The organism is Rhodococcus sp. R1101 (genome assembly GCF_000278445.1).
Taxonomy (GTDB): domain Bacteria; phylum Actinomycetota; class Actinomycetes; order Mycobacteriales; family Mycobacteriaceae; genus Rhodococcus; species Rhodococcus gordoniae.
In genome coordinates this window covers 1-26,219 of sequence record NZ_AJVB01000016.1, presented here as the reverse complement: position 1 = coordinate 26,219, position 26,219 = coordinate 1, and the positions used below count along the sequence as shown (strand labels likewise).

General features: G+C 67.3%; 26 protein-coding genes. 18 read left to right on the top strand and 8 right to left on the bottom strand.

What is annotated here, in order from left to right; genetic code table 11:
* Both R1101_RS0102925 and surE read left to right on the top strand, forming a co-directional pair.
* A partial coding sequence (locus R1101_RS0102925; protein WP_026002812.1) for a PfkB family carbohydrate kinase occupies window positions 1–744 on the top strand: 744 nt, incomplete at its 5' end.
* Complete coding sequence (gene surE, locus R1101_RS0102920; RefSeq protein WP_016931997.1) at window positions 741–1,532, top strand: 5'/3'-nucleotidase SurE; 792 nt, start codon at window positions 741–743, stop codon at window positions 1,530–1,532. The genes R1101_RS0102925 and surE, both read left to right, overlap by 4 nt.
* 56 nt (window positions 1,533–1,588) lie before the next feature.
* Here the strand turns inward: surE and R1101_RS0102915 are convergent, their stop codons facing one another.
* A complete protein-coding gene (locus R1101_RS0102915; protein ID WP_016931996.1) occupies window positions 1,589–2,644 on the bottom strand; it encodes an alpha/beta hydrolase in 1,056 nt (351 codons plus the stop codon).
* Window positions 2,645–2,833: 189 nt separating this feature from the next.
* Between R1101_RS0102915 and R1101_RS0102910 the strand changes: the two genes are divergently transcribed.
* The 4 genes from R1101_RS0102910 to R1101_RS0102895 all read left to right on the top strand — a co-directional run bounded on the left by R1101_RS0102910 (window position 2,834) and on the right by R1101_RS0102895 (window position 6,816).
* Entirely contained in the window at window positions 2,834–4,360 is a 1,527-nt protein-coding gene (locus R1101_RS0102910; protein WP_016931995.1) for an FAD-dependent oxidoreductase, read from the top strand.
* An 88-nt stretch (window positions 4,361–4,448) separates the two neighbouring features.
* A complete protein-coding gene (locus tag R1101_RS0102905; RefSeq protein WP_016931994.1) occupies window positions 4,449–5,015 on the top strand; it encodes a type 1 glutamine amidotransferase domain-containing protein in 567 nt (188 codons plus the stop codon).
* A gap of 74 nt (window positions 5,016–5,089) precedes the next feature.
* Window positions 5,090–5,236, top strand: a complete 147-nt coding sequence (locus R1101_RS30570; protein ID WP_016931993.1) for a hypothetical protein — start codon at window positions 5,090–5,092, stop codon at window positions 5,234–5,236.
* A gap of 137 nt (window positions 5,237–5,373) precedes the next feature.
* Window positions 5,374–6,816, top strand: a complete 1,443-nt coding sequence (locus R1101_RS0102895; RefSeq protein ID WP_016931992.1) for an alpha,alpha-trehalose-phosphate synthase (UDP-forming) — start codon at window positions 5,374–5,376, stop codon at window positions 6,814–6,816.
* A 71-nt stretch (window positions 6,817–6,887) separates the two neighbouring features.
* On the opposite strand, the gene R1101_RS0102890 is transcribed toward R1101_RS0102895, so the two are convergent.
* Complete coding sequence (locus R1101_RS0102890; RefSeq protein ID WP_026002811.1) at window positions 6,888–7,088, bottom strand: hypothetical protein; 201 nt, start codon at window positions 7,086–7,088, stop codon at window positions 6,888–6,890.
* 277 nt (window positions 7,089–7,365) lie between these two features.
* Between R1101_RS0102890 and R1101_RS0102885 the strand changes: the two genes are divergently transcribed.
* Together R1101_RS0102885 and R1101_RS0102880 are read left to right on the top strand one after the other, a co-directional pair.
* Window positions 7,366–7,722, top strand: a complete 357-nt coding sequence (locus tag R1101_RS0102885) for a hypothetical protein (protein ID WP_016931990.1) — start codon at window positions 7,366–7,368, stop codon at window positions 7,720–7,722.
* A 91-nt stretch (window positions 7,723–7,813) separates the two neighbouring features.
* Complete coding sequence (locus R1101_RS0102880; protein ID WP_232284659.1) at window positions 7,814–9,106, top strand: glycosyltransferase; 1,293 nt, start codon at window positions 7,814–7,816, stop codon at window positions 9,104–9,106.
* 24 nt (window positions 9,107–9,130) lie between these two features.
* Here R1101_RS0102880 and R1101_RS0102875 read toward each other — a convergent pair whose 3' ends face one another.
* Both R1101_RS0102875 and R1101_RS0102870 read right to left on the bottom strand, forming a co-directional pair.
* Window positions 9,131–9,637, bottom strand: coding sequence for a hypothetical protein (locus R1101_RS0102875; RefSeq protein WP_026002809.1), 507 nt, complete (start codon window positions 9,635–9,637; stop codon window positions 9,131–9,133).
* 188 nt (window positions 9,638–9,825) lie between these two features.
* Window positions 9,826–10,269, bottom strand: a complete 444-nt coding sequence (locus R1101_RS0102870) for an STAS domain-containing protein (protein ID WP_026002808.1) — start codon at window positions 10,267–10,269, stop codon at window positions 9,826–9,828.
* 312 nt (window positions 10,270–10,581) lie between these two features.
* On the opposite strand from R1101_RS0102870, the gene R1101_RS0102865 reads away from it, so the two are divergent.
* Complete coding sequence (locus R1101_RS0102865) at window positions 10,582–11,001, top strand: ATP-binding protein (RefSeq protein ID WP_026002807.1); 420 nt, start codon at window positions 10,582–10,584, stop codon at window positions 10,999–11,001.
* Window positions 10,998–11,780, top strand: coding sequence for a SigB/SigF/SigG family RNA polymerase sigma factor (locus tag R1101_RS0102860; RefSeq protein ID WP_016931985.1), 783 nt, complete (start codon window positions 10,998–11,000; stop codon window positions 11,778–11,780). The genes R1101_RS0102865 and R1101_RS0102860 overlap by 4 nt, the downstream gene beginning before the upstream one ends.
* Window positions 11,781–11,837: 57 nt before the next feature.
* Here the strand turns inward: R1101_RS0102860 and R1101_RS0102855 are convergent, their stop codons facing one another.
* The 4 genes from R1101_RS0102855 to aceA form a co-directional block, all read right to left on the bottom strand.
* Window positions 11,838–12,896, bottom strand: a complete 1,059-nt coding sequence (locus R1101_RS0102855; protein WP_016931984.1) for an NAD(P)-dependent alcohol dehydrogenase — start codon at window positions 12,894–12,896, stop codon at window positions 11,838–11,840.
* A gap of 107 nt (window positions 12,897–13,003) precedes the next feature.
* A complete protein-coding gene (gene metE, locus R1101_RS0102850; protein ID WP_026002806.1) occupies window positions 13,004–15,295 on the bottom strand; it encodes a 5-methyltetrahydropteroyltriglutamate--homocysteine S-methyltransferase in 2,292 nt (763 codons plus the stop codon).
* A 102-nt stretch (window positions 15,296–15,397) separates the two neighbouring features.
* Entirely contained in the window at window positions 15,398–16,294 is an 897-nt protein-coding gene (locus R1101_RS0102845; RefSeq protein WP_016931982.1) for a 3-hydroxybutyryl-CoA dehydrogenase, read from the bottom strand.
* Window positions 16,295–16,471: 177 nt separating this feature from the next.
* Window positions 16,472–17,761: an isocitrate lyase gene (aceA, locus tag R1101_RS0102840; protein WP_016931981.1), complete on the bottom strand. Its 1,290-nt coding sequence runs from the start codon at window positions 17,759–17,761 to the stop codon at window positions 16,472–16,474.
* A gap of 532 nt (window positions 17,762–18,293) precedes the next feature.
* Between aceA and R1101_RS0102835 the strand changes: the two genes are divergently transcribed.
* From R1101_RS0102835 to R1101_RS0102800, 8 genes are all read left to right on the top strand, one after another.
* The gene (locus tag R1101_RS0102835; RefSeq protein WP_016931980.1) at window positions 18,294–19,439 is read left to right on the top strand and encodes a globin domain-containing protein; all 1,146 of its coding nucleotides are present in this window, start codon (window positions 18,294–18,296) and stop codon (window positions 19,437–19,439) included.
* A gap of 53 nt (window positions 19,440–19,492) precedes the next feature.
* Window positions 19,493–20,905, top strand: coding sequence for an acetate metabolism transcriptional regulator RamB (gene ramB / locus R1101_RS0102830; RefSeq protein WP_016931979.1), 1,413 nt, complete (start codon window positions 19,493–19,495; stop codon window positions 20,903–20,905).
* 19 nt (window positions 20,906–20,924) lie between these two features.
* Window positions 20,925–21,326: a PPOX class F420-dependent oxidoreductase gene (locus R1101_RS0102825; RefSeq protein WP_016931978.1), complete on the top strand. Its 402-nt coding sequence runs from the start codon at window positions 20,925–20,927 to the stop codon at window positions 21,324–21,326.
* A gap of 163 nt (window positions 21,327–21,489) precedes the next feature.
* A complete protein-coding gene (locus R1101_RS0102820) occupies window positions 21,490–22,374 on the top strand; it encodes a type IV toxin-antitoxin system AbiEi family antitoxin domain-containing protein (RefSeq protein ID WP_037222026.1) in 885 nt (294 codons plus the stop codon).
* Between the two features lie 233 nt (window positions 22,375–22,607).
* Window positions 22,608–23,882 carry an urea ABC transporter substrate-binding protein gene (gene urtA / locus R1101_RS0102815; protein WP_016931976.1) on the top strand — a complete coding sequence of 425 codons (1,275 nt, stop codon included), beginning with the start codon at window positions 22,608–22,610 and terminating at the stop codon, window positions 23,880–23,882.
* A gap of 26 nt (window positions 23,883–23,908) precedes the next feature.
* Window positions 23,909–24,793, top strand: a complete 885-nt coding sequence (gene urtB / locus R1101_RS0102810; protein WP_016931975.1) for an urea ABC transporter permease subunit UrtB — start codon at window positions 23,909–23,911, stop codon at window positions 24,791–24,793.
* Window positions 24,793–25,962 carry an urea ABC transporter permease subunit UrtC gene (gene urtC / locus R1101_RS0102805; protein WP_016931974.1) on the top strand — a complete coding sequence of 390 codons (1,170 nt, stop codon included), beginning with the start codon at window positions 24,793–24,795 and terminating at the stop codon, window positions 25,960–25,962. Before urtB ends, urtC begins: the two co-directional genes overlap by 1 nt.
* On the top strand, window positions 25,959–26,219 hold a 261-nt coding region (locus R1101_RS0102800; RefSeq protein WP_016931973.1), incomplete at its 3' end, for an ATP-binding cassette domain-containing protein. The genes urtC and R1101_RS0102800, both read left to right, overlap by 4 nt.

Genomic DNA, 26,219 nt, shown 5'->3' with positions numbered 1-26,219 from the left:
GTGGACATGATCAACCGGGAGGGGCTGACGGTGCATCCGGTGCAGACCGCATCGGCCAACGGTTCCTACATCCACGACCGTCGGGAAGGCGAACGCAAGGAGATCGTGGAGATCGCCCCGCCGGCGCTCACCCGGCACGAGACCGACGACCTGTTCAGCGCGTCTCTGGCATCGGCAATGTGTGCGAAGGTCGCGATGCTGGGTGGGCCGCACTGCGACGAAGCCGTGCCCACGGAGGTGTACGAACGGCTGTGTGCCGACCTGGGAGCGCTGGGCATACCGGTCGTGGCCGACCTGTCCGGCCCCACCCTCGGTGCTGCCCTCGAAGGCGGGGTGACCGTGCTGAAGGTGAGCCACGAGGATCTCATCGAGGACGGTCGTGCCGAGTCCGACGACCTCGACGATCTCATCGAGGCCATGCACCGTCTCCACGACGACGGTGCCGCCTCGGTGGTGGTCTCCCGGGCCGGCGACCCGGCGATCGCATTCGACGACGGGAACCTCTGGGAGGTGGAGGCCCCCTCGGTGCAGACGGTGGATCATCACGGCGCCGGCGATTCGATGACCGCAGGTATCGCGTCGGCCTATGCCGCGGGCGCGACGTTCGAGGACGCGTTGCGTCTCGGCGCCGCTGCGGGCGCGGTCAACGTCACGCGTCGCGGTCTGGCCACGGGGCATCGTTCCGCGGTCGAGAAGATGGCCGAGAAAGTACAGGTCCGGAAGTTGAAGGGGAAGCGTTCATGAGAGCACTGATCGTCAACGACGACGGCATCGACAGCCCCGGTCTCGCACTGCTCGCCCGCATCGCCGTCGAAGCGGGATTCGACGTGCAGGTGGCGGCGCCCCATGTCGAGCGCAGCGGTGCGAGTGCATCGTTGACCGCTCTCCAGGACGAAGGAAAACTCCTGTTGAGCCACCGCCCCCTCGACGGTCTTCCCGACGTGGAATCCTATGCGGTGGAAGCTTCTCCGGCTCTGATCACCTTCCTCGCCTCGTACGGCGCGTTCGGGACCGCGCCGGACATCGTGTTGTCCGGGATCAACCTGGGCCCCAACACCGGTCACGCCATCCTGCACTCGGGCACCGTGGGCGCGGCCCTCACCGCGGCGAGCCACGGAGCCCGGGCGGTCGCACTGTCCCTCAACGGCACCGCTCCGTCCCAGTGGGAGACGGCCGAACTGGTGGCACGTCGGGCTCTGGAATGGGCGATCGAGAACACCCGTCCTGGTGCGGTGCTGAACGTCAACATCCCGGACATCCCGGTCGGCGAACTCCGCGGACTGCGCAGTGCTCCGCTCGCCGAGTTCGGTGCCGTCCAGGCGGAGATCGGGGAGGTCGAGAACGACGGCGACATCTCACGTGCCGTGCCCGTCACCTTCCGGGCGGTCGAACTCGACGAATCCCACGACAGCGACGCCGTTCTCGTGTGTCGGGGGTGGGCGACCGCCACCGTGCTGACGATGCCCTTCGAGGTGGCGGACGCCGACCTCGGCGCTCTGGAGTTCGCCCACTCGGACAGTTCGCAGCAATAGGTCCGGATCGCTCGGTCACGGAGGCCGTAACCGAGCGATCCGGCCCGCGAAAGATGTCAGGCCACTGCGGAATTCGACACGAAACCGGAGATCGGCGTCACCACGGGCTTCTCCGCACGACCGGCCGATTCCGTCACCGACCGCACGAAGTCACCGGCCTCGGCGATCGCACGCCGGCTCTCGGGAAGACTGTCGGCGAAGATCGGGAACGCGTGCACCTGGTGTCGCCACACGTGCAGGTCGCAGTTCACCCCGGCCTCCCGTACGGCCCGCGCCATGGATTCGGCGTCGCTGCGCAGCAATTCGTCGTGGCCGGCGTGGATCATCACCGGCGGAAGCACACTGAGGTCGTTGTCCAGCGGGCATATCAGCGGTCCGGGTTCCCCGTCGACGGTCAGCCGGGTGTGGGTGCCCTCGATGTACCGTACGAGCGACTGCACGGCCGATCCCGGGAACATCGGGCAGGCCGACCGCATGTCGTGTTCGGCGCGCCGATCCGAGTCGAGATCGACGAGCGGGGAGAGTGCGACGATCCCCGCCGGGCGGGGCAGATCGGACTCCGCGATCGCCAGGGCGGTCATGAATGCCAGATACCCACCGGCGGAATCGCCTGCGATGACGATGTCCTCCCCCCGGTAACCCTTCTCGCGCAACCACTCGTAACCGCGTACGGCATCGTCCACCGCATGGGCGATGGGAGCATTCGGCAGCATCCGGTAGTCGACGCTGAGAACCGCGCCGTCCGCGCGATCCGACAGGCTCACGGCGAGTGAGCGGTGGGTGTTCAGGCCGCACATGAGAAACGCGCCACCGTGCAGGTACAGCACCGCGCGCTTGGTCGACCGTCCCTCCGCTCGGATCCACTCGGCACTACACGAGCCCAGGTCGACGTTCACGTACTGCGCTCCGGAGGGCTTGGGGAGCAAGGACGCAGCGCCGTCGACGACCGACAGGGGCCACGCGAGGTCCGGCCGGGCCATCCATGCCCCCACGACCGGCTTCGCGAGTGCACGTACCGCGCCCCGCACGACCCGCGAGCGCACGCTACCTCCACGATGGGTGCGGCTGATACCCCCACACTCACCGGCATCGTCGATCTCCGAAGACAGCACTGGAACCTCCTGTGGATCACCCCACGAAACTCGTCGATTTCTTTCGCCTTACTCAGCGTGGTACTGCGGTTTACCCACAGTTGTCCGGGATCGAAACACCCGACCGGGGCGACGAACCGGGAACCCGGTGGTCGACCGTACTCGGGTGAGGCCCGTTTACCTGCCCGGGCCGGGAGGTAACCAGCGCGTATGCCTACCGAGACCACGGTGTCCCTGTGGCGGGATCGCGCCCCGCAGACCGCGACGTACGACGACTGGACGACCCGCCGTGAGCGCTACGACGTCGTTGTCGTCGGCGCCGGGATCACGGGTACCGTGACAGCTCTGCTTCTCGCGGAGCGCGGACTGCGCGTCGCGGTCGTCGAGGCCCGCGACATCGGGGCCGTGACCACCGGAAACACCACCGGCAAGGTGAGCGTCCTGCAAGGAACGCGCCTGTCGCAGATCGGCCGCAGGCATTCCGGCGCGATACGCCAGGGTTATGTGGACGGCACTCTCGCGGCGCAACGGTGGGTCGTCGACTTCTGCACGCAGCACGGACTCGACTTCGACCGCGCGGACGCCTACACCTACGCGCAGGACCCGTCGAACGCGAGCATGATCGACGCGGAGCACCACCACTGCCGCGCCGCCGGACTGCCGGCAGAACGGGTCGGCGAGATCCCCCTCCCCTTCGATGTGGCCGCCGCGGTCATGATCCCCGATCAGGTCCAGGTCGACCCCATGCCCATCCTGTTCACGGCGGTCGACCGGGCACGCACGACCGGCGCGGAGGTGTTCGTCGGGCGTCGCGTGAAGACCGTGGACACCGAGAACGCGGGATGCATCGTCCGGACCGACGACGGCGATGTCCGCGCCGATCGCGTGGTACTCGCGACCGGCATCCCCATCCTGGACCGCGGCGCGTTCTTCGCCCGCATGGAACCCGACCGCTCGTACTCCATCGCGGTCGAGGTGCCCGGCGGTCCTCCGGAGGGAATGTTCCTGTCCGCCGACAGTCCCACCAGATCGCTCCGCACCGCCTCCGCGGCGGGCACGTCCGCGTCGGCGGATCGCCTGCTGCTCGTCGGCGGGAACGGGCACATGGTGGGCCGGCACGATTCGGCCCGCACCGCCTACGACGACCTGCTGCGATGGAGCCAGCGGACGTTCCCCGGAGCCCGCGAGCTGTACCGCTGGTCGGCGCAGGACTACACGAACATGGACAGCCTGCCCGAGGTCGGGCCGATCCTGCCCGGCGCCGACAGGATCTGGGTGGCGACCGGCTTCGGCAAGTGGGGAATGACCGGCGGCGTCGCGGCGGCCCACATCATCGCGTCCCGGTTCTCGGAGTCGCCGGATCCCGAGGTCGAGGCGTGGGCTCCTGCCATGGCGGCCTGGCGCACCGAACTGGTGACCGGAGCTCCCACGGCCGCACGCCTCAACGCCACCGTCGCGCTGCACATGGCGAAGGGCTGGTGGCAGGCCGTGACGTCCTCGGAATCGGAACCCGGGGAAGGACAGGGGCGGGTGGTGCGCAGCTGCGGACGGCCCGTCGGAATCTCCACGGTCGACGGTCGGACCCACCGCGTGAGCGCGGTCTGCCCGCACCTCGGCGGCATCCTGCGGTGGAACGACGCAGAGTCGTCATGGGACTGCCCGCTCCACGGCTCCCGGTTCGCCGCCGACGGCGGCCGGTTGGAGGGTCCGGCGACCGGCGACCTCTCCCCCAGGTGAAGCCGAGGGTGAAAACGGAGGTGAAAGCCCGCGTTTGGCTCCCCGACCGGCCGGGTATCCGACCGCACCGAGAAAGGACCACACGACCATGAATTCCGCCGATGGGGCACGACTGTCCGGACTGACCGTCGCAATTCTCGCGACGAACGGAGTCGAGGAGGTCGAGCTCGTCGAGCCACGCCAGGCACTCGAGAGCGAGGGCGCCACCGTCCGGCTCGTCTCTATCGAGCAGGGCGAGATCCAGTCCATGGAGAAGGACGTCCACGCCGCGGGGAAGTACACCGTCGATCGCCTCGTCTCCGAGGTGTCGCCCGAAGACTTCGACGGTCTGGTCCTTCCCGGGGGCACCACGAATCCCGACCACCTGCGGCAGGACGACAGTGCCGTCTCCTTCGTGCGGGAATTCGTCCTGTCCGGGCGTCCCGTCGGCGTGATCTGTCACGGACCGTGGACGCTCGTCGAGGCCGACGTGGTGCGCGACCGCACGCTCACGTCGTATCCGAGCGTGCGGACCGACATCCGCAACGCCGGCGGAAACGTCGTCGATCAGGAGGTGGTCGTCGATCGCAACCTCGTGTCGAGCCGCAATCCGGGCGACCTGCCGGCCTTCTGCAAGGCTCTGATCGATCTCTTCGCCGCGCGCCGCGCAGGCTGAATCCCCTTCCGTTCCCGGGCTGCGACCACGGAGGTCGCAGTCATTCCCCTCTGCCTTCCGAAAGGACCTCGACGATGCTCGAGCAGAACCCCGTTTCCGGCGTCACCATCTCTTCCTCCGCGACCCTCCCCCAGGGCGTGCGGTTCAGTACCGCAGAGATCAAGAAGCGTATCGACGAGATGTTCGACAACTCGGCGGCGCCCGTGGCGAGCGAGAACTGACATCTCGGAAACCTGCTGTCGGAAGGCTCGCATCCGCTGTCGCGGTTTGCGGTACCCGACCCGCCTTGATAGCAAGAAGTGGTCGATTTCGAAATGTGGGGTTGGTTCGCCGTGAGGCATTGCACGAAGGCGGGATTATGAACGAGCCGCACTCCGACGATTTCGTCGTGGTCGCCAATCGCTTGCCGGTCGATCTGGAGACGCCTGCCGATGGCAGCCCACCGGTGTGGCGGCGCAGCCCCGGTGGTCTGGTGACCGCGATGGAGACGGTCCTCCGTTCCAGCGGTGGCGCGTGGGTCGGATGGCCCGGCACCCCCGACGTAGCCCTCGAGCCCTTCGAGGAGGACGGGCTCTCCCTGTATCCGGTCGAGCTGTCCGCCCAGGAAGTGGAGGAGTACTACGAGGGCTTCTCGAACGACACCCTGTGGCCTCTCTACCACGATGCACTCATCCCCCCGACTTTCGATCGCCGCTGGTGGCGCACGTATCGCGACGTCAACAAGCGGTTCGCCGAGGCCGCGGCCCGCGCTGCGGCCCCCGGGGCGACGGTGTGGGTGCACGACTACCAGCTCCAGCTCGTCCCCAGGATGCTGCGCGACCTCCGGCCCGACCTCACCATCGGGTTCTTCCTCCACATCCCCTTCCCTCCCACCGAACTCTTCCTGCAGTTGCCGTGGCGCACGGCGATCGTCGACGGTTTGCTCGGCGCCGATCTGGTCGGCTTCCACCTTCCCGGTGGAGCACAGAACTTCGTCTATCTCGCGAACCGGCTCTTCGGGCTCCCGGCACCGCGCGGAACCTCGTCCGGCGGGACGATCGATCTCGGCGACCGGAAGGTTCGTGTCGGCGCCTACCCGATCTCCATCGATTCTGCTCACCTCCGGGATCGCTCGCGCGAGAAGGCCATCCGCGATCGTGCTGCGGAGATCCGCAGGGATCTGGGCGATCCGGAGGTCATGCTGCTCGGCGTCGACCGTCTCGACTACACCAAGGGGATCGACGTCCGCCTCGAAGCACTGCACGAACTCTTCGCCGAAGGCACCCTCGATCCAGAGAAGGTCGTGATGGTGCAGTTGGCCACTCCGAGTCGTGAACGGTTGACGGCGTACGCGCAACTCCGCGACCAGGTGGAGCGTGAAGTGGGCCGGATCAACGGCGAGTTCGCACGTCTCGGATCACCGGTGGTCCACTATCTCCACTCCTCGGTCGACCGCGACGAGTTGCTCGCGATGTACACCGGCGCCGACGTCATGCTCGTCACTCCTCTGCGCGACGGCATGAACCTCGTCGCGAAAGAGTTCATCGCCTGCCACGGCGACGGTAGCGGCTCGTTGGTCCTCAGCGAATTTGCCGGAGCCGCAGCGGAACTGCGTCGCGCCCTCCTCGTCAATCCGCACGACCTCGAAGGGGTCAAGCGCGCGATCGTGGAGGCGATCGAGGAGGATCCCGCCGAACGCATGCGGCGCATGAAGACCATGCACGCCCACGTGATGGAGCACGACGTCGCCCGATGGTCGCGCACTTTCCTCGAGGATCTCCAGGCCGCCTCGGGTGCCCGCGTCGGCGTCTCCGGCAGTTGATCGCGGTCCCTCTCCGGTGCGTACCGGAGAGGGACCCATACCCGGCTCCCGGGCCCGAAGGGTCGCAGGACCTACCGACTCGGCTGCGGCACCTCGCACTCGACCTCGGGGTTGACGCCCACATAGTTGAGCGGCCCCGCCACGACCGTGACGGCCACCGTCGCAAGACTGCTGCAGTTCTGGTCCGAGTCGCCGAAGTAGCCGCGCTGACCGGCCGCCACCGCGCCGATGATCAACCAGACCAGGACCACGAGACTCAACAATCGCACGATCTCACCTCGATCCGTACCACACGCCGGACCGTCCGGCCGGGTAGCAATACCCGCGACGGAAACCGAACAAACGCACCGAGAACCACGATCCGGTCATACCGGACGTGCCGACGGGATTGCGGAAGGTTCCGGCGTGAATCCCGGACCGAGAGATCGGGTGATCGCTTCATGTCCGATTGAGCGGTGCGGTCCGGGGTACTCGAAGGTCGAGTCGCACCCGGCGCTGCGGCGGCCCGGTGCGCGCACGTGTGCCTTTCGACGCGAGGAGAGCCGAACGATGACCCAGGATGTGGAGAAACGCTGGAACGACCCCCGCACGGCCCGTAAGGCGACGGGTTACGCGGTCGGCGTGATCGCAGTGGCACTCGCGCTGATGGGAGTCGCCATCCTCTGGGGTACGAATTCCGGGCAGGACTGCACGGACGCGGCCTTCGCGGTCTGCACCGATCCCGCCCGCCGGATCCTGGTCTTCGGCCCTACCCTCGTCCTGCTGCTCGGCGGACTCGGCGCCCTGCTGACGGCCTACCGCACCTGGAAGCGTGGAGGGCGCTGGCCGATCTGGCAGGGCGCGGGATGGGCGCTTCTGGTCCTGATGGTCGCCTACGCCACCATCTCCGTCCGCGCCGTCATCTGAGTCCGCCCCGCCCCTCCGAGCGCCGGAGACCACGACTCCCACTGGAACGAACTCGCTGGACAACAGCATATTTCGGTCCACCCCTCCCACCGTGACGGGTTTATCCCCCTTCCCGCACGGGAATACCGCTGTGGTGAAGATCGCGATGGTTGCGGGACAAGTGAATCCCCTGCTCGGTCATGGTGCGCCCGCGAGCGCGCCGCCCGGAGGACTGCATGTCCATCTCGACGGGCTGTCCTCTGCCCTCTCCGCGGCCGGCCACGAGGTCGTGGTGTACACGCGCCGCGAGGACAGCACCGGTCCCGACCGGATCTCGGTCCCCGGCGGATACGAGGTGGTGCAGATACCGGCAGGGCCGCTGTCCCCGTTGCATCCTGACGAAACAGCGTCCGCCATGGGTGAATTCGGAACCTTCCTGGATCGGGAATGGCGCGTGCGGCCGCCGGACATCACGCACGCCCACTACTGGCTGTCGGGTCTGGCCACCCAGCTCGCCACCCGGTCACTGGGTATTCCCACGGTCCAGACGTTCCACTCGCTGGGCACGGTCGAACAACGGATCCGCGAGAAGACTCCGACGGATACACATTCACGGGATCGAATCCGCTTGGAGCGACTCATCGCCCGAGGCGCGACACGCATGATCGCGACGAGCTCGGACGAAGTCTTCGAACTGGCACGCATGGGGCTTCCGCGCACGCGCACCACGGTGGTCCCGAGCGGAGTGGACACCGCCCACTACTGCACCGCCGCCGCTCCCGACACCGCCCGGACCCGCCGACATCGGCTCGTCGCCGCAGGCCCTCTCGAACCGGGTTCCGGATTCGACACCGTCATCGAAGCTCTGGCCGGTGTTCCCGATACCGAACTGATCATCGCCGCAGATCCCGCTCCCGCCCACGTGTCCCGCCGATCCGACGAGCAGGAGAAGTCCCGTCTCACGAAGCTCGCGCGTGCGCGCGGAGTGCACGGACGCGTTCGGATCCGGCGCGACGTCGGCCGGGACGAGATGCCCGCACTGCTCCGCTCCGCCGATGCCGTGGTGTCCACCCCCTGGCACGACCCGTCCGGGATGCTCGCGCTGCAGGCGATGGCATGTGGTCGTCCGGTGATCGCGTCGGCCTCCGGAGGAATGCTCGATACGGTTCTCGACGACGCCACGGGCATCCTTGTGCCCACCCGCTCCCCCGAGGCCGTCGCTGCGGCCGCGCGCCGACTCCTCACCGATGCCACGACGCGCGCAACCTTCGGGCTCGCCGGACGCGACCGCGTACTGGCCCGATACACCTGGGATCGTGTGGCCGAGGACACCCTTCGAGCCTACGAGCGGTGCGTACCTGTCCGGCGCACTGCACACCGGACCGCACGGACCGGTGTGCAGTAACGTCCGGTAGGGACGCCGGAACGATCAGCGACGGTGGTCCTGATCGTTCCGGTGGGCGCCCGCACGGCCGGCGTCGTCGATCCGGCCCTCACCTGTGGGCACAGCGTTCGGGACCTGGCCCGACGAACCGGCCGTGCGCGGCGTCGATTCCGCGCGGTGGTCGGCGGACCCGGCACGCTCTGTCGAACGGGGATCCAGCTCTTCCGCCCGGCGACGACGTTCGTCGAGTTCGGCCCGGGCGGCGTCGGCCGTGTGCCGCTCCTCTTCGGACCGGGCACGCAACCGCTCCGCTTCGGCCGCCTTCGCTTCGGCTTCCGCCGCGGCGCGACGAGCTTCCGCTTCGGTACGTTCGGCCGACGCGGCTCGCTGCTCCACTCCCGGCCTGTTCTCCTCGACGCTGCGACGCAGCCGCTCGGCTTCGGCGCGCCGACGCTCGGCCCGCCGGTTGCGGAGCGTCCACACCAGCACCGCCAGCAGCACCAACGCGACGACCACCGCTATCACCAGCAGAATCCAGTCGTTCGTGCTCATCTCGACCTCCTCGGGTTCATCAGCGGGTTCCCCGGGGTCGAAGCGACGAAACGGGCAGGTCGAGCCGAACGGCACAGGATGGACCGGCCTCGAACGGAACCGTTGCCGCCCGGGTGTCCCGAACGGCAACGGTATGGAGGGGCGTGGCGGATTATGGGCCACGCCGTGTGGTCGGCTCTCCCGATCTCTTACGTCACAGGAGCGACCGCAGCGAGCGCTGCTTCGCGTGTCCTACAGGCCTTGGCCGCGAGGTCCGCGTCGGCGATCCGGAGAAGCCGTTCCACGGGCCGCCCGCTCAGGAGAACCCAGCGGACGTTCAGAGCACGAGCGCGTTCGTCGAGATCGTCGAAGACCGACAGCCCGGCCGCACCGAAGAACTCGACGGCCGCGAGGTCCACGACCATACGGACCGCCTCTTCGAGCTGTCGATGCGTGAATGCGTGAAGAGCGTGTGCATTACGGATGTCGATCTCGCCTCGCACACCGACCCAGACCAGATCCGGTTCGACCCGCTGAGCACTGAACTCCGCCCCGACTACCCGCTCTGCAGGAATATCGGACCTGATCGGCCGAGCCGACCATCCGGATGTGACGGAATCTACTTGTGCGGCAATTCGCTGAGGAACTGTCATAGCACTTCCCAACATCGAAAATTTCAGGAAGCGCGACCGACGAGACAGGCACAGCCTGTGATCGATCGGAACCCTCCCGTTACGGGTGGCGCTTCCGGGTTCTCGGCTGTGTGCTCAACCTTCTTTCCCGACAGTAGTCCACCAACCGTCGGCGCTCAACAGGTCGATCGTGCATTTCGGGCGGATCGCCGGCACCTGCGCAGGTCACGGCAGATGGATTGAATTCGCGGTATCTGGGTAATCTCTCCGACGACGACCAGACAGACAGACACGACCCGCTCACCCCACCCCCGTACTGGAGACACAAGGCTCATGGCAAAATCCGCGTCGATCGAATCGGCACGCGACCACACTCCCCCGGTAGTCGAATTGCGAGTGGAAGCCCACCCCGATCAGCTCGCGGTCCTCCGCGCGGTAGCCGCCGCGATCGCGCTGCAGCACGACTTCGACCTCGACACCGTGGCGGACGTGAAGCTCGCCGTCGACGAAGCGGCCACGCGGCTGATCATGGGTGCTCCCGAGGACGCGATCCTGGCGTGCTCCTTCCGGGCGGCTCTCCCGCTACTGCACATCAGTCTGTCGGCACCGACGGAGGACGCCTCCGCTATCGGACAACCGCGATCCTTCGGATGGCACGTGCTCAACTCGTTGACCGAGTCCATCTCGGTGACCAGCAACGACTCGCGCGCCACGATCGACATGTCCATCGCCGAAGGCAGCGCCGATCGGTGACGCGCAACACGGGTAGGTCGAGCGACGAATACGCCGACGTCACCGAAACTCTCAGAACACTGCTTGCGCTCGACGAGGACGACCCCGGTCGTATCCGCATTCGCGACGAAGTGGTCGCCCGGTGCCTTCCGCTCGCCGAGCACATCGCCCGTCGTTTCGACGGCCGCGGTGAGGCGTTCGAAGACCTCTTGCAGGTCGCGCGTCTGGGCCTGGTCAACGCGGTCGACCGCTTCGACCCCGAACGAGGTTCGGATTTCGTCTCTTTCGCGGTCCCCACGATCATGGGCGAGGTGCGTCGGCACTTTCGTGATGCCGGCTGGGCCGTTCGTGTGCCCAGGCGGATGAAGGAACTGCACCTGTCCCTGAGCAAGGCCACATCCGAGCTCTCCCAGCAGCTCGGCCGGGCGCCCACCGCCTCCGAACTCGCCGAGGAACTCGGCATCGAGCAGGAGGAGGTGCTGCAGGGTCTCGTCGCCGGCAACGCCTATCAGACGGTGTCGGTCGACCGGTCGTCCCCGTCCGGCGACGACGGGCTCACCCTCGCCGACACGCTGGGCGACTACGACGCCGCACTCGACGAGGTCGAGAACCACGAGGCGCTGAGACCACTGCTCGAGGCCCTTCCGGCCAGGGAGCGCACGGTCGTCCTGCTGCGCTTCTTCGGCAACATGACGCAGACGCAGATCGCCGAGCGAGTGGGTGTCTCGCAGATGCACGTGTCGCGTCTGCTCACGAAGACCCTCGCGCAGCTGCGTGAGCAACTCGGCGACAACTTCTGACGGGGTCGACGTCCCGGGTCTGCACCCGGGACGTCGACCGTCGCCCGAACGTGATGCTCAGAATGTCGAGGCGTCGATCACGAAGCGATAGCGCACGTCGCTGGCCACGACGCGGTCGTACGCCTCGTCGATCCGGTCCGCCGAGATCAGTTCGATCTCCGCACCGATGCCGTGTTCGGCGCAGAAGTCGAGCATCGCCTGCGTATCGGGAATGCCGCCGACATTCGATCCGGCCATCGCGCGATCGTTCATCGCCAGGGAGAATGCCCGCACCGACAGCGGCTTCTCCGGCAGCCCCAGGCCGACGAGGGTGCCGTGCAGCCGCAGCAACGACAGGTAGCGGTCGAGGTCGAGGTTGACCGAGACAGTGTTGAGGATCAGGTCGAACTTCCCGCGGAGCTCCGAGAACGTCTCCGGGACCTCGGTGGATCGATAGTCGACCGCACCGAATCGCAGGCCGTCCTCCCTCTTCGACAACGAATGGCCGAGCACGGTCACCTCCGCGCCCATCGCCGCCGCGATCTTCACACCGACGTGTCCGAGGCCGCCCATCCCGATGATCGCGACCCTGCTCCCCGGACCCGCATTCCACCGCTTCAGCGGCGAGTACAGGGTGATCCCCGCGCACAGCAACGGTGCTGCGGCAGCCGGATCGAGCCCGTCCGGGATCCGCAGGACGAAATGTTCGGTGACGACGATGTGCGTCGAGTAGCCGCCCTGGGTGACGGTGCCGTCGCGGTCGACGGAGTTGTAGGTCCCCGTGACACGAGCGGTGCAGTGCTGTTCGAAACCCGTTCGGCAGGGGTCGCATTCGCCGCACGAATCGACGAAGCAGCCCACGCCCACCCGGTCGCCGACGGCGTGGCGAGTGACCTCGGGACCGACCGCGGCCACGGTGCCGACGATCTCGTGCCCCGGCACGATCGGGTACTTGGTTCCGCCCCACTCGTTCCGCGCGGTATGGATGTCCGAATGGCAGATGCCGGCGAACTCGATGGCGATGAGCACGTCGAGCGGGCCGAGGGCACGCCGTTCGACGGTGGTCTTCGACAGAGGCGAATCGGGCGCGGTGGCGGCGTAGGCGGCGACGGTGGTCGTACCGGTTGTGGACGTCATCCTTCCACAACTACTCCGCCTCACGACGACATGCACCCGCGGGAATTCCCGCGGGTGCATGTCCTCGACAGGGTTCCGCTCTCCGGCTTGTTGCGCCGCCCGGCGACCTAGTCGGCCTGCTGCGCCGCCCGGCGGCGCAGTCGACGAGCTGCCGCGACGAGATTGCGCAGCGACGGTTCGAGCTGCCAGTGGTGACGGGTCTTGAGGCCGCCGTCCGGGTTGGCCCACAACCGGTCCAGTTCCACCGATTCGGCCGCTTCGGTGAGCAACTCGTCCAGTTCGTCGATGTCCGGGATCCGCGCCGACCGCGACTCGTAGACGCCGGGGCCGACACCGTGGGACAGCGCGCGGTCCTTGATCGCCTCGAGCACCCAGCGGATCGAGCGCGTCGCCACGATCGCCGTGACGTCGGCATCGAGCCGTTCGATCGCGTCGACCACCGACGCCTGACCCGAGTAGGTCAGGTGCGTATGGATCTGCGTCTCCGGCTTCGCACCACCGGTCGCGAGACGGAAGGCATCGACCGCCCAGTCGAGGTATTCGGCGCGCCCGTCCTGCCGCAGCGGCAGCAGTTCACGAATGGCCGGTTCGTCGACCTGGATGATCGCGATACCCGCCCGCTCGAGATCGGCGATCTCGTCACGGATGGCCAGCGCGAGCTGGTCGGCCGTCTCGTGGAGCGGCTGATCCTGACGCACGTACGAGCGCGCCAGCATAGTCACCGGGCCGGTGAGCATGCCCTTGACCGGCTTGTCGGTCAGCGACTGCGCGAACGCGATCCACTCGACCGTCATCGACTTCGGGCGCACGATGTCGCCGTAGAGGATCGGCGGACGCGTGCACCGTGAACCGTAGGCCTGCACCCAGCCGAAGCGCGTGGTGGCGAAGCCCTCCATCAACTCCGCGAAGTACTGCACCATGTCGTTGCGTTCGTGCTCGCCGTGGACGAGGACGTCGAGACCGATGTTCTCCTGCAGACGGATGGTGGACTCGATCTCTTCCTGGATCCGCTTGACGTACTCGTCGTACGACATGCGACCACGACCGAGTTCTGCTCGCGCCCTGCGGATCTCCGCGGTCTGCGGAAACGACCCGAGGGTCGTCGCCGGCACCGGCGGAAGATTCAGGCGCTCGCTCTGCGCGACCTGCCGCTCCTCGTACGGCGCGCGCACCCGATGGGCGGGTGTGACCGCGTTGAGGCGCGCACGCACGGTGTGCTTCTGCTTGAAGTGCACCGACACGGGCGGCTTGCGCCAACGCTCCTCTGCTCCGGTCGTGAGCGCCTTGGCGAGGGAGACCACCTCCCCCACCTTCTGCTTCGCGAAAGCGAGACGATCGGCGACGTCGCCGGGGATGTCGTACTCGACGAGCACGTCGTAGGGCACGTGCAGCAGCGAGCACGAGGTCGACACGACGAGATCCGGTGCGACGGCGGCGATCGACTTCAGGTACTCGAGCGTGCGGTGGCGGTCGGCCTTCCACACGTTGCGGCCGTCGACGACCCCGGCGTAGATGCGCTTGCGCTTCAATCCGGGAACGGCGGCCAGTTCGGCCGCGCCGATGCGTCCGTTGACCAGGTCCAGGCCGATCGCCTCGACCTTCGACGCGGCCAGGATCGGCAGCGCCTCACCGAGATGCCCGTACGGGCCGGTGACGAGCAGACGCGGCCGCAGCGGAGCGTGCGAGAGCACGTCGTAGGCCCGCGCGAGGGCTGCGAGCTCCTCTTCGCTGCGGTCCTCGGTGAACGACGGCTCGTCGAGCTGCACGCAGGTCGCGCCGGCCCGCGCGAGCTGTTCGAAGAGCTTCTCGTACTCGGGGAGCAGCGCATCGAGCAGGTCGAGGGTGCGGAAACCGTCCTTCGTCGAGGTCGGCGCGACCTTCGACAGCAACAGCAGCGAGACCGGCCCGAGCACCACCGGCCGCAGTTCGACGCCCTCGGCCTTCGCGCGCTCGAACTCGTCGAGCACGGCCGCCGAGTTCAACCCGAAGACGGTGTTCTCGTCGAGTTCGGGCTGGCGGTAGTGGTAGTTGCTGCCGAACCAGCGCACCAGCTCGAGCGGCGGGAAGTCCTCGCGTCCGCGGCAGAGTGTGAAGTACAGATCGAGCGGGTCGAGCTCGTCGACCAGCGGACGGAACCGCTCGGGCAGCGCTCCGAACAACAGGGCGTTGTCGAGGACGTGGTCGTAGTAGGAGAACGTGTTGCCGGGTACCTGGGTCAGACCCGTGGCTGCGAGCTCGCGCCAGGTGTTCTCCTGGAGCTCGCGAGCGACCGCGACGAGTTCGTCCCGCGTGCCCTCACCGTGCCAGTAGGCCTCGAGGGCGAACTTGAGCTCGCGGCGGGGCCCGATGCGCGGGTACCCGAGGATGCTGGATCCGTATCCGTCGGCAGGAGTTGCCATGTCGGCGTCGACCTTTCCCTCATGCACACCGCGCCCGTGCACCGGTGACCAGTGCGGACACTGTCTCCGGGCACGGGCGCCGTGTGCGGTGGTGCTACCTGGCTAGCCGGCCTTCTTGACCGTGCGGCCGTTGTCGGCGTACTCGTAGAAGCCGGCGCCCGACTTCTTGCCGACGAGTCCCGCCTCGACCATGCGCTGCAGCAGCGGTGGTGCCGAGTACAGGGGCTCCTTGAACTCCTCGTACATGGAGTCGGCGATCGACTTGACGGTGTCCAGACCGACGAGGTCGGTCAAGGCGAGCGGACCCATCGGGTGGGCGCAGCCCAGGACCATCGTCTTGTCGATGTCCTCCTTGGTGGCGAAGCCGGACTCGACCATCCGGATCGCCGAGAGCAGGTACGGCACCAGCAGTGCGTTGGCGATGAAACCTGCGCGATCGGAGGACCGCACGACCTGCTTGCCCAGTACGTCGGCGGCGAAGGCCTCGGCGCGCTTGGAGACGGTGGGGCCGGTCTTCAGGGTGGTGACGAGCTCGACGAGCGGGAGCACCGGCACGGGATTGAAGAAGTGCATGCCGATGACACGCTCGGGGGCGCGGGTGGCGATACCGAGCTTCATGATCGGGATCGACGAGGTGTTCGAGGCGAGCACCGCGTTGGGATCGGTGACGATCTTGTCGAGCTCGGCGAAGATCTCGCTCTTGACCTTCTCGTCCTCGACGACGGCCTCCACGACGAGCTGCCGATCGGCGAAGTCACCGAGATCGGAGGTGAAGCGCAGACGCCATGCGGCCTGCTCACGCTCCCGTTCGGTGATCTTGCCGCTGCTGACACCCCGGTCGAGCGACCGGAGGATGCGGGCGCGTCCTGCAGCCGCGAGTTCGCGGGTCTGCTCGAACACCAGTACGTCGACATGAGCGCGTGCGCACACCTCGGCGATACCTGCGCCCATGATGCCGGCGCCGATCACGCCGACGCGCTGAATCTTTTCGCTGGTCACGTCAGCTCCTTCTCGTTGTGGGGGTCGTGGCCGAGGGTCGTCGGTGCACGGGGAAACGCATCGAGGGTGTGCCCATCGGAGCGTCGAACCGCTCCTGATGCGCACACACCCCGCGGCGAGACATGGGGACCTGTGGATCCCGCCGCGGGGTGGTGGCCTCTTGGGTGGCGCTTGTTCCTAGTGGAACTGGCCTTCCTCGGTGGAGCCCTTCAGGGCAGCCGTGGAGGTGTTGGGATCGACGGTGGTGGCGATGCTGTCGAAGTAGCCGGCACCGACCTCACGCTGGTGCTTGATGGCGGTGAAGCCGCGCTCCTTGGCCGCCTTGAACTCGCGCTCCTGCAGGTCGACGAAGGCCGTCATGCCCTCGCGGGCGTAGCCGTGGGCCAGGTCGAACATGCCGTAGTTGAGCGAGTGGAAGCCGGCGAGGGTGATGAACTGGAACTTGAAGCCCATCGCGCCGAGCTCCTTCTGGAACTTCGCGATGGTCGCGTCGTCCAGGTGAGCCTTCCAGTTGAAGGACGGCGAGCAGTTGTAGGCGAGCAGCTGATCCGGGAACTCGCTGCGAACGGCCTCGGCGAACTTCTTCGCGACCTCGAGGTCCGGCACGCCGGTCTCCATCCAGATGAGATCGGAGTACGGAGCGTAGGCCTTCGCACGGGCGATGCAGGGCTCGATGCCGTTCTTGACGCCGAAGAAGCCCTCGGCGGTGCGGGTGCCGTCGAGGAACTCGCGGTCGCGCTCGTCCACATCGGAGGTGATGAGGGTCGCGGCCTCGGCGTCGGTACGGGCGATGACGACCGTGGGGACGTCGGCGACGTCGGCCGCGAGGCGAGCCGAGGTCAGGGTGCGGATGTGCTGCTGCGTGGGGATGAGCACCTTGCCACCGAGGTGACCGCACTTCTTCTCCGACGCGAGCTGGTCCTCCCAGTGCGAACCGGCGACGCCGGCCGCGATCATGGCCTTCTGCAGCTCGTAGACGTTGAGGGCGCCACCGAAGCCGGCCTCACCGTCGGCGACGATCGGGGCGAGCCAGTTCTCGACGGAGGTGTCGCCCTCGACCTTGGCGATCTCGTCGGCGCGCAGCAGCGCGTTGTTGATGCGGCGAACGACCTGCGGAACCGAGTTCGCCGGGTACAGCGACTGGTCCGGGTAGGTGTGGCCCGAGAGGTTGGCATCGCCGGCGACCTGCCAGCCGGACAGGTAGATGGCCTTCAGGCCGGCGCGGACCTGCTGGACGGCCTGGTTACCCGTGAGGGCACCGAGCGAGTTGATGTAGTCCTCGTTGTTGACGAGATCCCACAGGATCTCGGAACCGCGGCGGGCGAGGGTGGCTTCCTCGACGACGGTGCCCTGCAGCTTGGCGACCTGCTCGGCGGTGTAGTTGCGGGTGACCCCCTTCCAGCGCGGATTGGTGTCCCAATCCTTCTGGATCTCTTCTGCAGTCCTCGGGGTGCCGGTGGTCGACATCAAATCTCCACTCTCTAGATCTGCCCCGCTCGGGATGAAGCAGTACGCTTGTACGACTTCACATCCTTTGCGTGCCGTTCGGATGTACAAGAACGACAATGACACACTCCAAAAACCCCGTCTACCTGTTGCTAGTGCCAATCTCGGCTATTTTCGAAGCAGGCATTGCAAATGTTGCTAATCGATGGCCGGTCCAACTACCCGAATCGGGCACAGGTTTATTACCCGCGAGTAGTAACTACCTCGGGTTTTGCCGCCCCCTCCCGGACGCCGACGGCGGCACGCAGCGCTCCGCCGAATCACCCACCGGCGGACAGATCGGACAGTCGCCTGTGACCGCCTTCACAAGAGGTGATCTGCCATCGCGATGCCCATTGACCCCTCGAATCCCACCCGTAACATGTCTCCGGCCGGATCGGGGCCGGCGCGTCGCACTGCTCGGCCTGTCCGGCCCCGGTCGAACAGCCCCCGAACACGAGGAGTCGACATTCTCTCGAGTACGTCGCGGTCGATCATCGAAGCGACCCTGCCGGTGGTCGGAGCCGAGATCGGCGCGATCTCACGTGTCTTCTACAACCGGCTCTTCCGGGCCGTCCCCTCCCTGCGGGACATCTTCAACCGCACCAACCAGGCCGACGGCGCCCAGCAACGGGCCCTCGCCGACTCGGTGGCCGCCTTCGCATCGCTGCTCGTCAGCCATGCGCCGACCGACATCGACCCGATCATGGAGCGGATCGCGGCCAAGCACGCCTCCCTCGGCGTGCGGGCCGTGCACTACGAGATCGTGCGAACCCACCTCTTCGCCGCGATAGCCGAGGTGCTCGGCGCGGCCGTCACACCGCAGGTCGCCGTGGCCTGGCACGAGGTGTACACGTTGATGGCGAATTCCCTGGTGGAGCAGGAGACGAAGCTGTACCGGCAGGCCGGTGTCGCGCCCGGCGACATCTGGCGCCGGGTGGTCGTCACCGAGCACGAATACGACGGTGCGCACGCGGCCACCCTCCATCTCCGCTCCGTCGACGGTGGGCGATTGCCGGCATTCCTTCCCGGGCAGTACATCTCGGTGCGGGTCACGCTCTCCGACGGGACCGAGCAGATCCGCCAGTACACGGTGTTCCCGGGCAGGACGAGCGGTGAGTGGGCGGTGACCGTCAAGCGCGTACCGGGCGGACTCGTCTCCCCGGTGCTGTGCGACGGCCTGCGGTCCGGCGCCCGCCTCCTCGTGTCGCCGCCGTTCGGCAGCGTGGTGGTCGACCCGGGCAGCGAACCGCTGCTGCTCGTCTCGGCGGGCGTGGGCGTGACCATGACCATCGCCGCGCTCCGCGACCTCCAGTCCCGCCACGACGGCCGGAGCGTCGACGTCGTCCACCTCGACCGCACGCCCTACGAGCAACCGCATCGGACCGAGATCCGGACCCTGGTCGACTCACTGCCGAACGCCCGACTCCACGTGCGCTACACCGAATACGACGAGATCCGTAGCGGCGGGCGAACCCCTCTGTCCGGCTTGGCGATTCCGGGCGACGCCCGCACCTACGTGTGCGGGCCGATCCCGTTCATGCGCGCGATCCGCACCGACCTCGTCGCCTCCGGTGTGGCTCCGGCGTCGATCCGGTTCGAGGCGTTCGCGCCCGGTTCGTGGTTCGGCCTCGAAGCGCCACCGGCGCCCGTCGATTAACATGCTGCAAACGTCACCTTGCGAAGGCTGCAAGGCAGTTCTACCCTGGGCGAATGGCCAAGACCTATGTAGGCGCCCGGCTGCGGCAGCTACGCACCGAGCGAGGACTCAGCCAAGCGGCACTCGCCAAGACCCTCGAGATCTCCGCTAGCTATCTCAATCAGATCGAGCACGACGTCCGGCCCCTGACCGTGCCCGTCCTGCTCCGCATCAGCGAGGTCTTCGGGGTGGACGCCACCTTCTTCTCCTCGCAGGACGATACGCGCCTGATCGCCGAGATGCGGGAGGTCGCGCTCGACCGGGAGATGGGCATCGAGGCCGACGCCCAGGAGATCGCCGAGATGGTCGCCGCCCACCCCACCCTCGCGCGGGCGATGGTCAACCTGCACCGGCGCTTCCGCAACACCACCGCACAGCTCGCCGTCGCCACCGAGGAGCGGTACAGCGACGGAAGCGGCAGCGGCGCGATCACCATGCCGCACGAAGAGGTACGCGACTACTTCTACCAGCGACAGAACTACCTGCACGATCTCGACACCGCCGCCGAGGAACTGGCCAATCGCATCCGTTTCCACCGCGGCGACGTCGGCGGCGAGATCGCCCGACGCCTGACCACGGCCCACGACGTGCAGATCGTCAAGCGCATCGACCTCGGCGAGAACATCCTGCACCGCTACGACCCCGAGACCCGCGTCCTCGAGGTCGCGCCGCAACTGTCCGGTGGCCAGCAGGTGTTCAAGCTGGCCATCGAACTCGCATATCTGGAGTGCGGAGAGCTCATCGACCGTCTCGTCGCGGAGGGCTCGTTCACCAGCGATCCCTCGCGAGCACTGGCCCGGCTGGGGCTCGCCAACTACTGGGCGGCCGCGTTGATCCTGCCGTACACGCAGTTCCACGAGATCGCCGAGGACTTCCGGTACGACGTCGAACGCCTGTCGGCCTTCTACGGCGTCAGCTACGAGACGGTCGCGCACCGGCTCTCGACCCTGCAACGCCCGAAACTGCGGGGCGTCCCGTTCTCGTTCGTCCGCGTCGACCGCGCCGGGAACATGTCGAAGCGGCAGTCCGCCACCGGTTTCCACTTCTCCACGAGCGGCGGCACGTGCCCGCTGTGGAACGTCTACGAGACCTTCGCCTATCCCGGCAAGATCATGACGCAGATCGCGCAGATGCCCGACGGTCGTCGCTATCTGTGGGTCGCGCGCACCGTCGAACGTCGCGCCGCGCGGTACGGTCAGCCGTCGAAGACGTTCGCGATCGGGCTCGGGTGCGAACTGCGGCACGCGCATCGTCTCGTCTACGCCGACGGTCTCGACCTCGACGACTCCAATCCCGGTACGCCGATCGGCTCGGGTTGCCGCGTGTGCGAGCGGATGAACTGCCCGCAGCGCGCGTTCCCACCCCTCGGCAAGGAGATCGACATCAACGAGCACCGCTCGTCGGTCTCGCCGTATCTGGTGCGTTGAGCGTCGGTAGGCTCGTCGCATGGCACGCACCCCCGACGCGATAGGCGCGAAGGCACTCGAGTTCCTGTCCGAGTACCACCTCGCGACGCTCACGACCCTCCGCAAGAACGGCTCGCCGCACGTCGTTGCCGTCGGGTTCACGTGGGACGAAGAGGCCGGCCTCGCCCGCGTCATCACTTTCGAAGGTTCGCAGAAGACGCTCAACGTCGAGCGCGGCGGTTACGCCGTCGTGAGCCAGGTCGACGGCGGACGCTGGCTCACCCTCGAGGGACCGGCCCGCGTGACGCGCGAGCCCGCCGACGTCCGCGAAGGCGAGCGTCGCTACGCCGCCCGCTACCGCGAGCCCCGCGCCAATCCCCGCCGCGTCGTCATCGAAATCGCGGTCGAGCGCGTGATGGGCTCGGTTCTCGAACCCTCCTGACCCATCCGCTACGGAATTCGCCATTCGCTACGGAAATAGCTGCAGCAGATGACGAAAGATGTAGCGAACGCGTTGTCCACAGGGCGACGACTCATCCACAGATCGATCGGAATCCGCGTCGTCCGCGGCTTTTCGGCGGCGGACGCGGGGCAGGGTGGTCGCCATGCAGCCCCTCCTGCGCGCCGACGCCCTGACGACCGGCCTCAGCGACACCGAAATCCGCCGAGCCCTGCGCAACGGTGAACTCGAACGACTCGAACCCGGCGTGTACATCGCCGACGCCTCCCTCGACGACCTCGACCGCTACCGCATGCGCGTCCGGTCCGTCGGTGCGCGCCTGTCCGCCGACACCGTGACCAGCCACGAGTCCGCCGCCGTCCTGCACGGACTCGCCCTGTGGAAGCCGGACCTCACGCGGGTGCACGTCACCCGCGACAGGTCGGGTGGTGGACGCAGGACCGCAAGTCGCCACCTGCACGTCGCGCCACTCCCCGCCGACGACCGCTCCGAGGTGGACGGAGTTCCCTGCACGTCGATGGCCCGGACGGTCGTCGACCTCGCCTGCACGCTCGACTTCGACGAATCGGTGATCGCCGGTGACTCCGCCGCAGCCCGTCAGCCGGGGTTCGCGGAAGCTCTCGCCCGTTGCCTGGCCGAGTCGGGCCCTCGTACGGGCATCGCCGCGGCACGGCGGGTGGCAGCATTCGTCGACGGTCGCAGTGAAAGCCCTGGCGAGTCGCTCAGCCGGGTGCGCATGCAGGAGGTCGGCATGCCGTCGCCGATCCTGCAGCAGGAGATCAGAACTCCCAGTGGACTCTTCGTCGGGCGAGCCGACTTCTACTGGGAGGACGAAGGCGTCGTCGGTGAGTTCGACGGCATGGGCAAGTACGACGACAGCGGGATCGAAGCCGTCCGACGGGAGAAGCGACGTGAGGACGCGCTGCGCGATCTCGGCTTCGAGGTGGTGCGGTGGACGTGGCCGGAGCTGTTCCGATTCGACGTGGTCCGCGCCCGTTTCGATCGGGCCGTCGCCCGTGCCCGGAGGTAATCGCTACATCTTCAGCTGTCCGCTACAGCAATTGCCGTAGCGGATGGCAAAGGCCGTAGCCGATGCTTGTGCGCGCTGTGTAACACGCGCGAAATCTGCGTCATGAGACCGTGACCGGAAGATATTCCCGCGCAACAACTCCCTTCTACTGTGTGGCCTCACGGATACAGCGCTGTATACGCCGCCCGGATACACCGGGCCCCCTCCCGCCACCTTCGAAGGAAGGGCTCTACATGTCTGTTGTCAGGTCCAGGCTCGCCACCCGCGCCATCGCGGCCCCCGCCGCACTCGTCGCAGTCGGACTCGTCCTGTCCGCCTGCGGAAGCCGCGCGGGCGACGAGGGCAGCACCACCGCCGCCGGTGCTGCGTCGTGCGTCGACACCTCGGGCGACACCGTCAAGGTGGGCTCGCTCAACTCGCTGTCGGGCACGATGGCCATCTCCGAGGTCACCGTCCGCGACTCGATCGCGCTGGCCGTCGAGGAGATCAATGCCGACGGCGGTGTGCTCGGCAAGCAGATCGAGATCGTCTCCGAGGACGGCGCGTCCGAGCCGACGGTGTTCGCGGAGAAGGCCGAGAAGCTCATCGGATCCGACTGCGTCGCAGCGGTGTTCGGAGGCTGGACGTCGTCGAGCCGCAAGGCGATGCTGCCGGTCTTCGAGGACCGCAACGCGCTGCTGTACTACCCCGTCCAGTACGAGGGTCTCGAGTCGTCGTCGAACATCTTCTACACCGGCGCAACCACCAACCAGCAGATCGTGCCCGCCCTGGACTACCTGAAGGAGCAGGGCGTGAAGTCGCTCTACCTCGTCGGTAGCGACTACGTCTTCCCGCAGACCGCCAACCGCATCATCAAGGCGTATGCCGAGGCCAACGGCATCGAGATCAAGGGTGAGGACTACACCCCGCTCGGCTCCACCGACTTCTCCACCATCGTCAACAAGGTGCGCACCGCCGACGCCGACGCGGTGTTCAACACCCTCAACGGCGATTCCAACGTCGCGTTCTTCCGCGAGTACACCAACGCCGGCCTGAACGCGAAGGACATGCCGGTCGTCTCGGTGTCCATCGCCGAGGAGGAGGTGGGGGGCATCGGTGCGCAGAACATCGAGGGCCAGCTCACCGCATGGAACTACTACCAGACCGTCGACTCGCCCGAGAACACGTCCTTCGTCGAGGCGTACAAGGCGAAGTACGGCGCGAACAAGCCGACCTCCGATCCCATGGAAGCCGCTTACACCTCGGTCCACCTGTGGAAGAACACCGTCGAGAAGGCCGGATCGTTCGAGGTCGACGACGTCGTCGAAGCTGCCGACGGCGTGACCTTCGAGGCCCCCGAGGGCACCGTGACCATCGACGGCGACAACCACCACATCACCAAGACCGCCCGCATCGGTGAGATCCGCGGCGACGGGCTGATCTACACCGTGTGGGAGTCCGACGGTGCCATCGAGCCCGACCCGTACCTCGAGTCCTACGACTGGGCTTCGGGCCTGTCCGGTAACTGACAGCACGAGCCGACGAGGGAGACGACATGGATGTCCTTGTAGGACAGTTCTTCACAGGATTGAGTATCGGATCGATCCTGTTGCTGGCAGCGCTGGGGCTGTCGCTGACGTTCGGCCAGATGGGCGTGATCAACATGGCCCACGGCGAATTCATCATGGCCGGCAGCTACACGGCGTTCGTCGTGCAGCAGGTGATCTCCTCGGCCGGGGTGTCCTTGTTCGTCTCCCTGCTCGTCGGCTTCCTGGTGGGCGGTGTGATGGGGGTGCTGCTCGAGGTCACCCTCATCCGCCGCATGTACCACCGCCCGCTCGACACCCTGCTCGTGACCTTCGGTGTGGGCCTGCTGCTCCAGCAGGCCGCCCGCGACATCTTCGGCGCCCCCGCCGTCAACGTCGTCGCACCGTCCTGGCTCTCCGGCGGGGTCGAGATCCTCGGAGCGGTGGTCCCCAAGACCCGCCTCTTCATCCTGGCCCTGGCCGTGATCTGTGTGATCGCGCTGATCGCGTCGATGAAGTACACCCCGATAGGACGACGGATCCGCGCCGTGGTGCAGAATCGCGATCTCGCCGAGACCGTGGGCATCTCGTCCCGCCGCACCGACATCACCACTTTCTTTCTCGGCTCCGGCCTGGCCGGTCTCGCCGGTGTCGCCCTGACCCTGATCGGCTCCACCAGCCCGACCGTCGGGCAGTCGTACCTGATCGACGCCTTCCTCGTGGTCGTCATCGGTGGTCTCGGCCGGATCGAGGGCGCGGTGCTCGCGGCCGTCGCACTGGGCCTGCTCACTTCGTTCATCGAGTACTCCACGACCGCCTCGATCGCGAAGGTGATCGTGTTCGTACTCATCGTGATCTTCCTGCAGGTCCGCCCGCAGGGCCTGTTCGCCGTCAAGACGAGGAGCCTGGTCTGATGTCCGTGACCCTGTCGGCCCGCACCTTCACACAAGCCGGACCCGCCCGTATCATCACCCGCCCCGGACCCACCCGTACCGCAGCGGGATTCGCGCTCGCCGCACTGATCCTGTTCGGTCTTGCCCCGGCGGTGCTCTCCGATTTCCGGCTCGGCCTGCTCGGCAAGTTCCTGTGCTTCGCGATCGTCGCCGTCGGGATCGGCCTGGCCTGGGGTCGCGGCGGCATGCTCACCCTCGGCCAGGGTGTGTTCTTCGGCCTCGGCGCCTACATCATGGCGATGCACCTGAAGATCGCCGACGCGCAGCTCCGCGGCGATTCGGTTCCGGACTTCATGCAGATCGCCGGCATCCGCGAACTACCCGCCTACTGGGTGCCGTTCACCTCGCCCGCCGTGACGCTGCTGGCGATCCTGATCGTGCCGGCCCTGATCGCCGCGCTGCTCGGCTTCGGGGTGTTCGCCCGCCGCGTCAAGGGTGCCTACTTCGCGATCCTCTCCCAGGCCCTGGCCGCCGCCTTCGCGATCCTGCTCGTCGGTCAGCAGTCCACCGGAGGGTCCAACGGGCTCAACCGTTTCCGTACCTTCTTCGGCTACGACCTGTCCGATCCGGTGAACAAGCGGATGCTGTTCTTCATCGTCGCGGCGATCCTGCTGCTCGTCGTCGCCGCGACCCGCCAGCTCATGCAGTCCCGTTACGGCGAACTGCTCGTCGCGGTGCGCGACCAGGAAGAGCGCGTCCGTTTCCTGGGCTACGACCCGGCCCTGATCAAGGTCGTCGCCTACACCGTCGCCGCCTTCTTCGCCGGCGTCGCCGGGGCGATGTTCGTGCCCATCGTCGGCATCATCTCCCCCGCCGACGTCGGCATCGTCCCGTCGATCGCGTTCCTCATCGGCGTGGCCATCGGCGGACGCAACACCCTGCTCGGCCCGGTCCTCGGTGCCATCGGCGTCGCCTGGGCACAGACCGCCCTGTCGGAGAGCTTCCCCTCCGCCTGGACTTACGCCCAGGGCCTGCTGTTCATCGTCGTCGTCGGCTTCTTCCCCGCCGGCCTGGCCGGAGTGATCACCCTGCTGCGCCGGCGCCGCAGCCCCACCCCTCCGGATCCGACATCCGAACCCGAACCCGATTCCGATCCCGCCGACCTTCCCGCGATGGAGCGCGCCCGATGAGCACACCCGTCTACGGCGGCAACGCCGGTATGAGCAGCGACTACCTCGAGATCCGCGACCTGCGTGTCACCTTCGACGGCTTCACCGCCGTCGACGGCGTCGACCTGACCCTCCTCCAAGGCGACCTGCGGTTCCTCATCGGCCCCAACGGTGCCGGCAAGACGACCCTGGTCGACGCCGTCACCGGCCTGGTGCCCGCGACCGGGTCGATCACCAAGTCCGGCGTCGAACTGCTCGGCAAGAAGACCCACAGGATC

What these genes read in the sequence shown, in the direction of transcription:
- surE (WP_016931997.1), top strand. Translation starts at nt 741, where the DNA reads ATGAGAGCACTGATCGTCAACGACGACGGCATCGACAGCCCCGGTCTC.
- R1101_RS0102910 (WP_016931995.1), top strand. Translation starts at nt 2,834, where the DNA reads ATGCCTACCGAGACCACGGTGTCCCTGTGGCGGGATCGCGCCCCGCAG.
- R1101_RS0102905 (WP_016931994.1), top strand. Translation starts at nt 4,449, where the DNA reads ATGAATTCCGCCGATGGGGCACGACTGTCCGGACTGACCGTCGCAATT.
- R1101_RS30570 (WP_016931993.1), top strand. Translation starts at nt 5,090, where the DNA reads ATGCTCGAGCAGAACCCCGTTTCCGGCGTCACCATCTCTTCCTCCGCG.
- R1101_RS0102895 (WP_016931992.1), top strand. Translation starts at nt 5,374, where the DNA reads ATGAACGAGCCGCACTCCGACGATTTCGTCGTGGTCGCCAATCGCTTG.
- R1101_RS0102885 (WP_016931990.1), top strand. Translation starts at nt 7,366, where the DNA reads ATGACCCAGGATGTGGAGAAACGCTGGAACGACCCCCGCACGGCCCGT.
- R1101_RS0102875 (WP_026002809.1), bottom strand. Translation starts at nt 9,637, where the DNA reads ATGAGCACGAACGACTGGATTCTGCTGGTGATAGCGGTGGTCGTCGCG.
- R1101_RS0102870 (WP_026002808.1), bottom strand. Translation starts at nt 10,269, where the DNA reads ATGACAGTTCCTCAGCGAATTGCCGCACAAGTAGATTCCGTCACATCC.
- R1101_RS0102865 (WP_026002807.1), top strand. Translation starts at nt 10,582, where the DNA reads ATGGCAAAATCCGCGTCGATCGAATCGGCACGCGACCACACTCCCCCG.
- R1101_RS0102855 (WP_016931984.1), bottom strand. Translation starts at nt 12,896, where the DNA reads ATGACGTCCACAACCGGTACGACCACCGTCGCCGCCTACGCCGCCACC.
- metE (WP_026002806.1), bottom strand. Translation starts at nt 15,295, where the DNA reads ATGGCAACTCCTGCCGACGGATACGGATCCAGCATCCTCGGGTACCCG.
- aceA (WP_016931981.1), bottom strand. Translation starts at nt 17,761, where the DNA reads ATGTCGACCACCGGCACCCCGAGGACTGCAGAAGAGATCCAGAAGGAT.
- ramB (WP_016931979.1), top strand. Translation starts at nt 19,493, where the DNA reads ATGGCCAAGACCTATGTAGGCGCCCGGCTGCGGCAGCTACGCACCGAG.
- R1101_RS0102825 (WP_016931978.1), top strand. Translation starts at nt 20,925, where the DNA reads ATGGCACGCACCCCCGACGCGATAGGCGCGAAGGCACTCGAGTTCCTG.
- R1101_RS0102820 (WP_037222026.1), top strand. Translation starts at nt 21,490, where the DNA reads ATGCAGCCCCTCCTGCGCGCCGACGCCCTGACGACCGGCCTCAGCGAC.
- urtA (WP_016931976.1), top strand. Translation starts at nt 22,608, where the DNA reads ATGTCTGTTGTCAGGTCCAGGCTCGCCACCCGCGCCATCGCGGCCCCC.
- urtB (WP_016931975.1), top strand. Translation starts at nt 23,909, where the DNA reads ATGGATGTCCTTGTAGGACAGTTCTTCACAGGATTGAGTATCGGATCG.
- urtC (WP_016931974.1), top strand. Translation starts at nt 24,793, where the DNA reads ATGTCCGTGACCCTGTCGGCCCGCACCTTCACACAAGCCGGACCCGCC.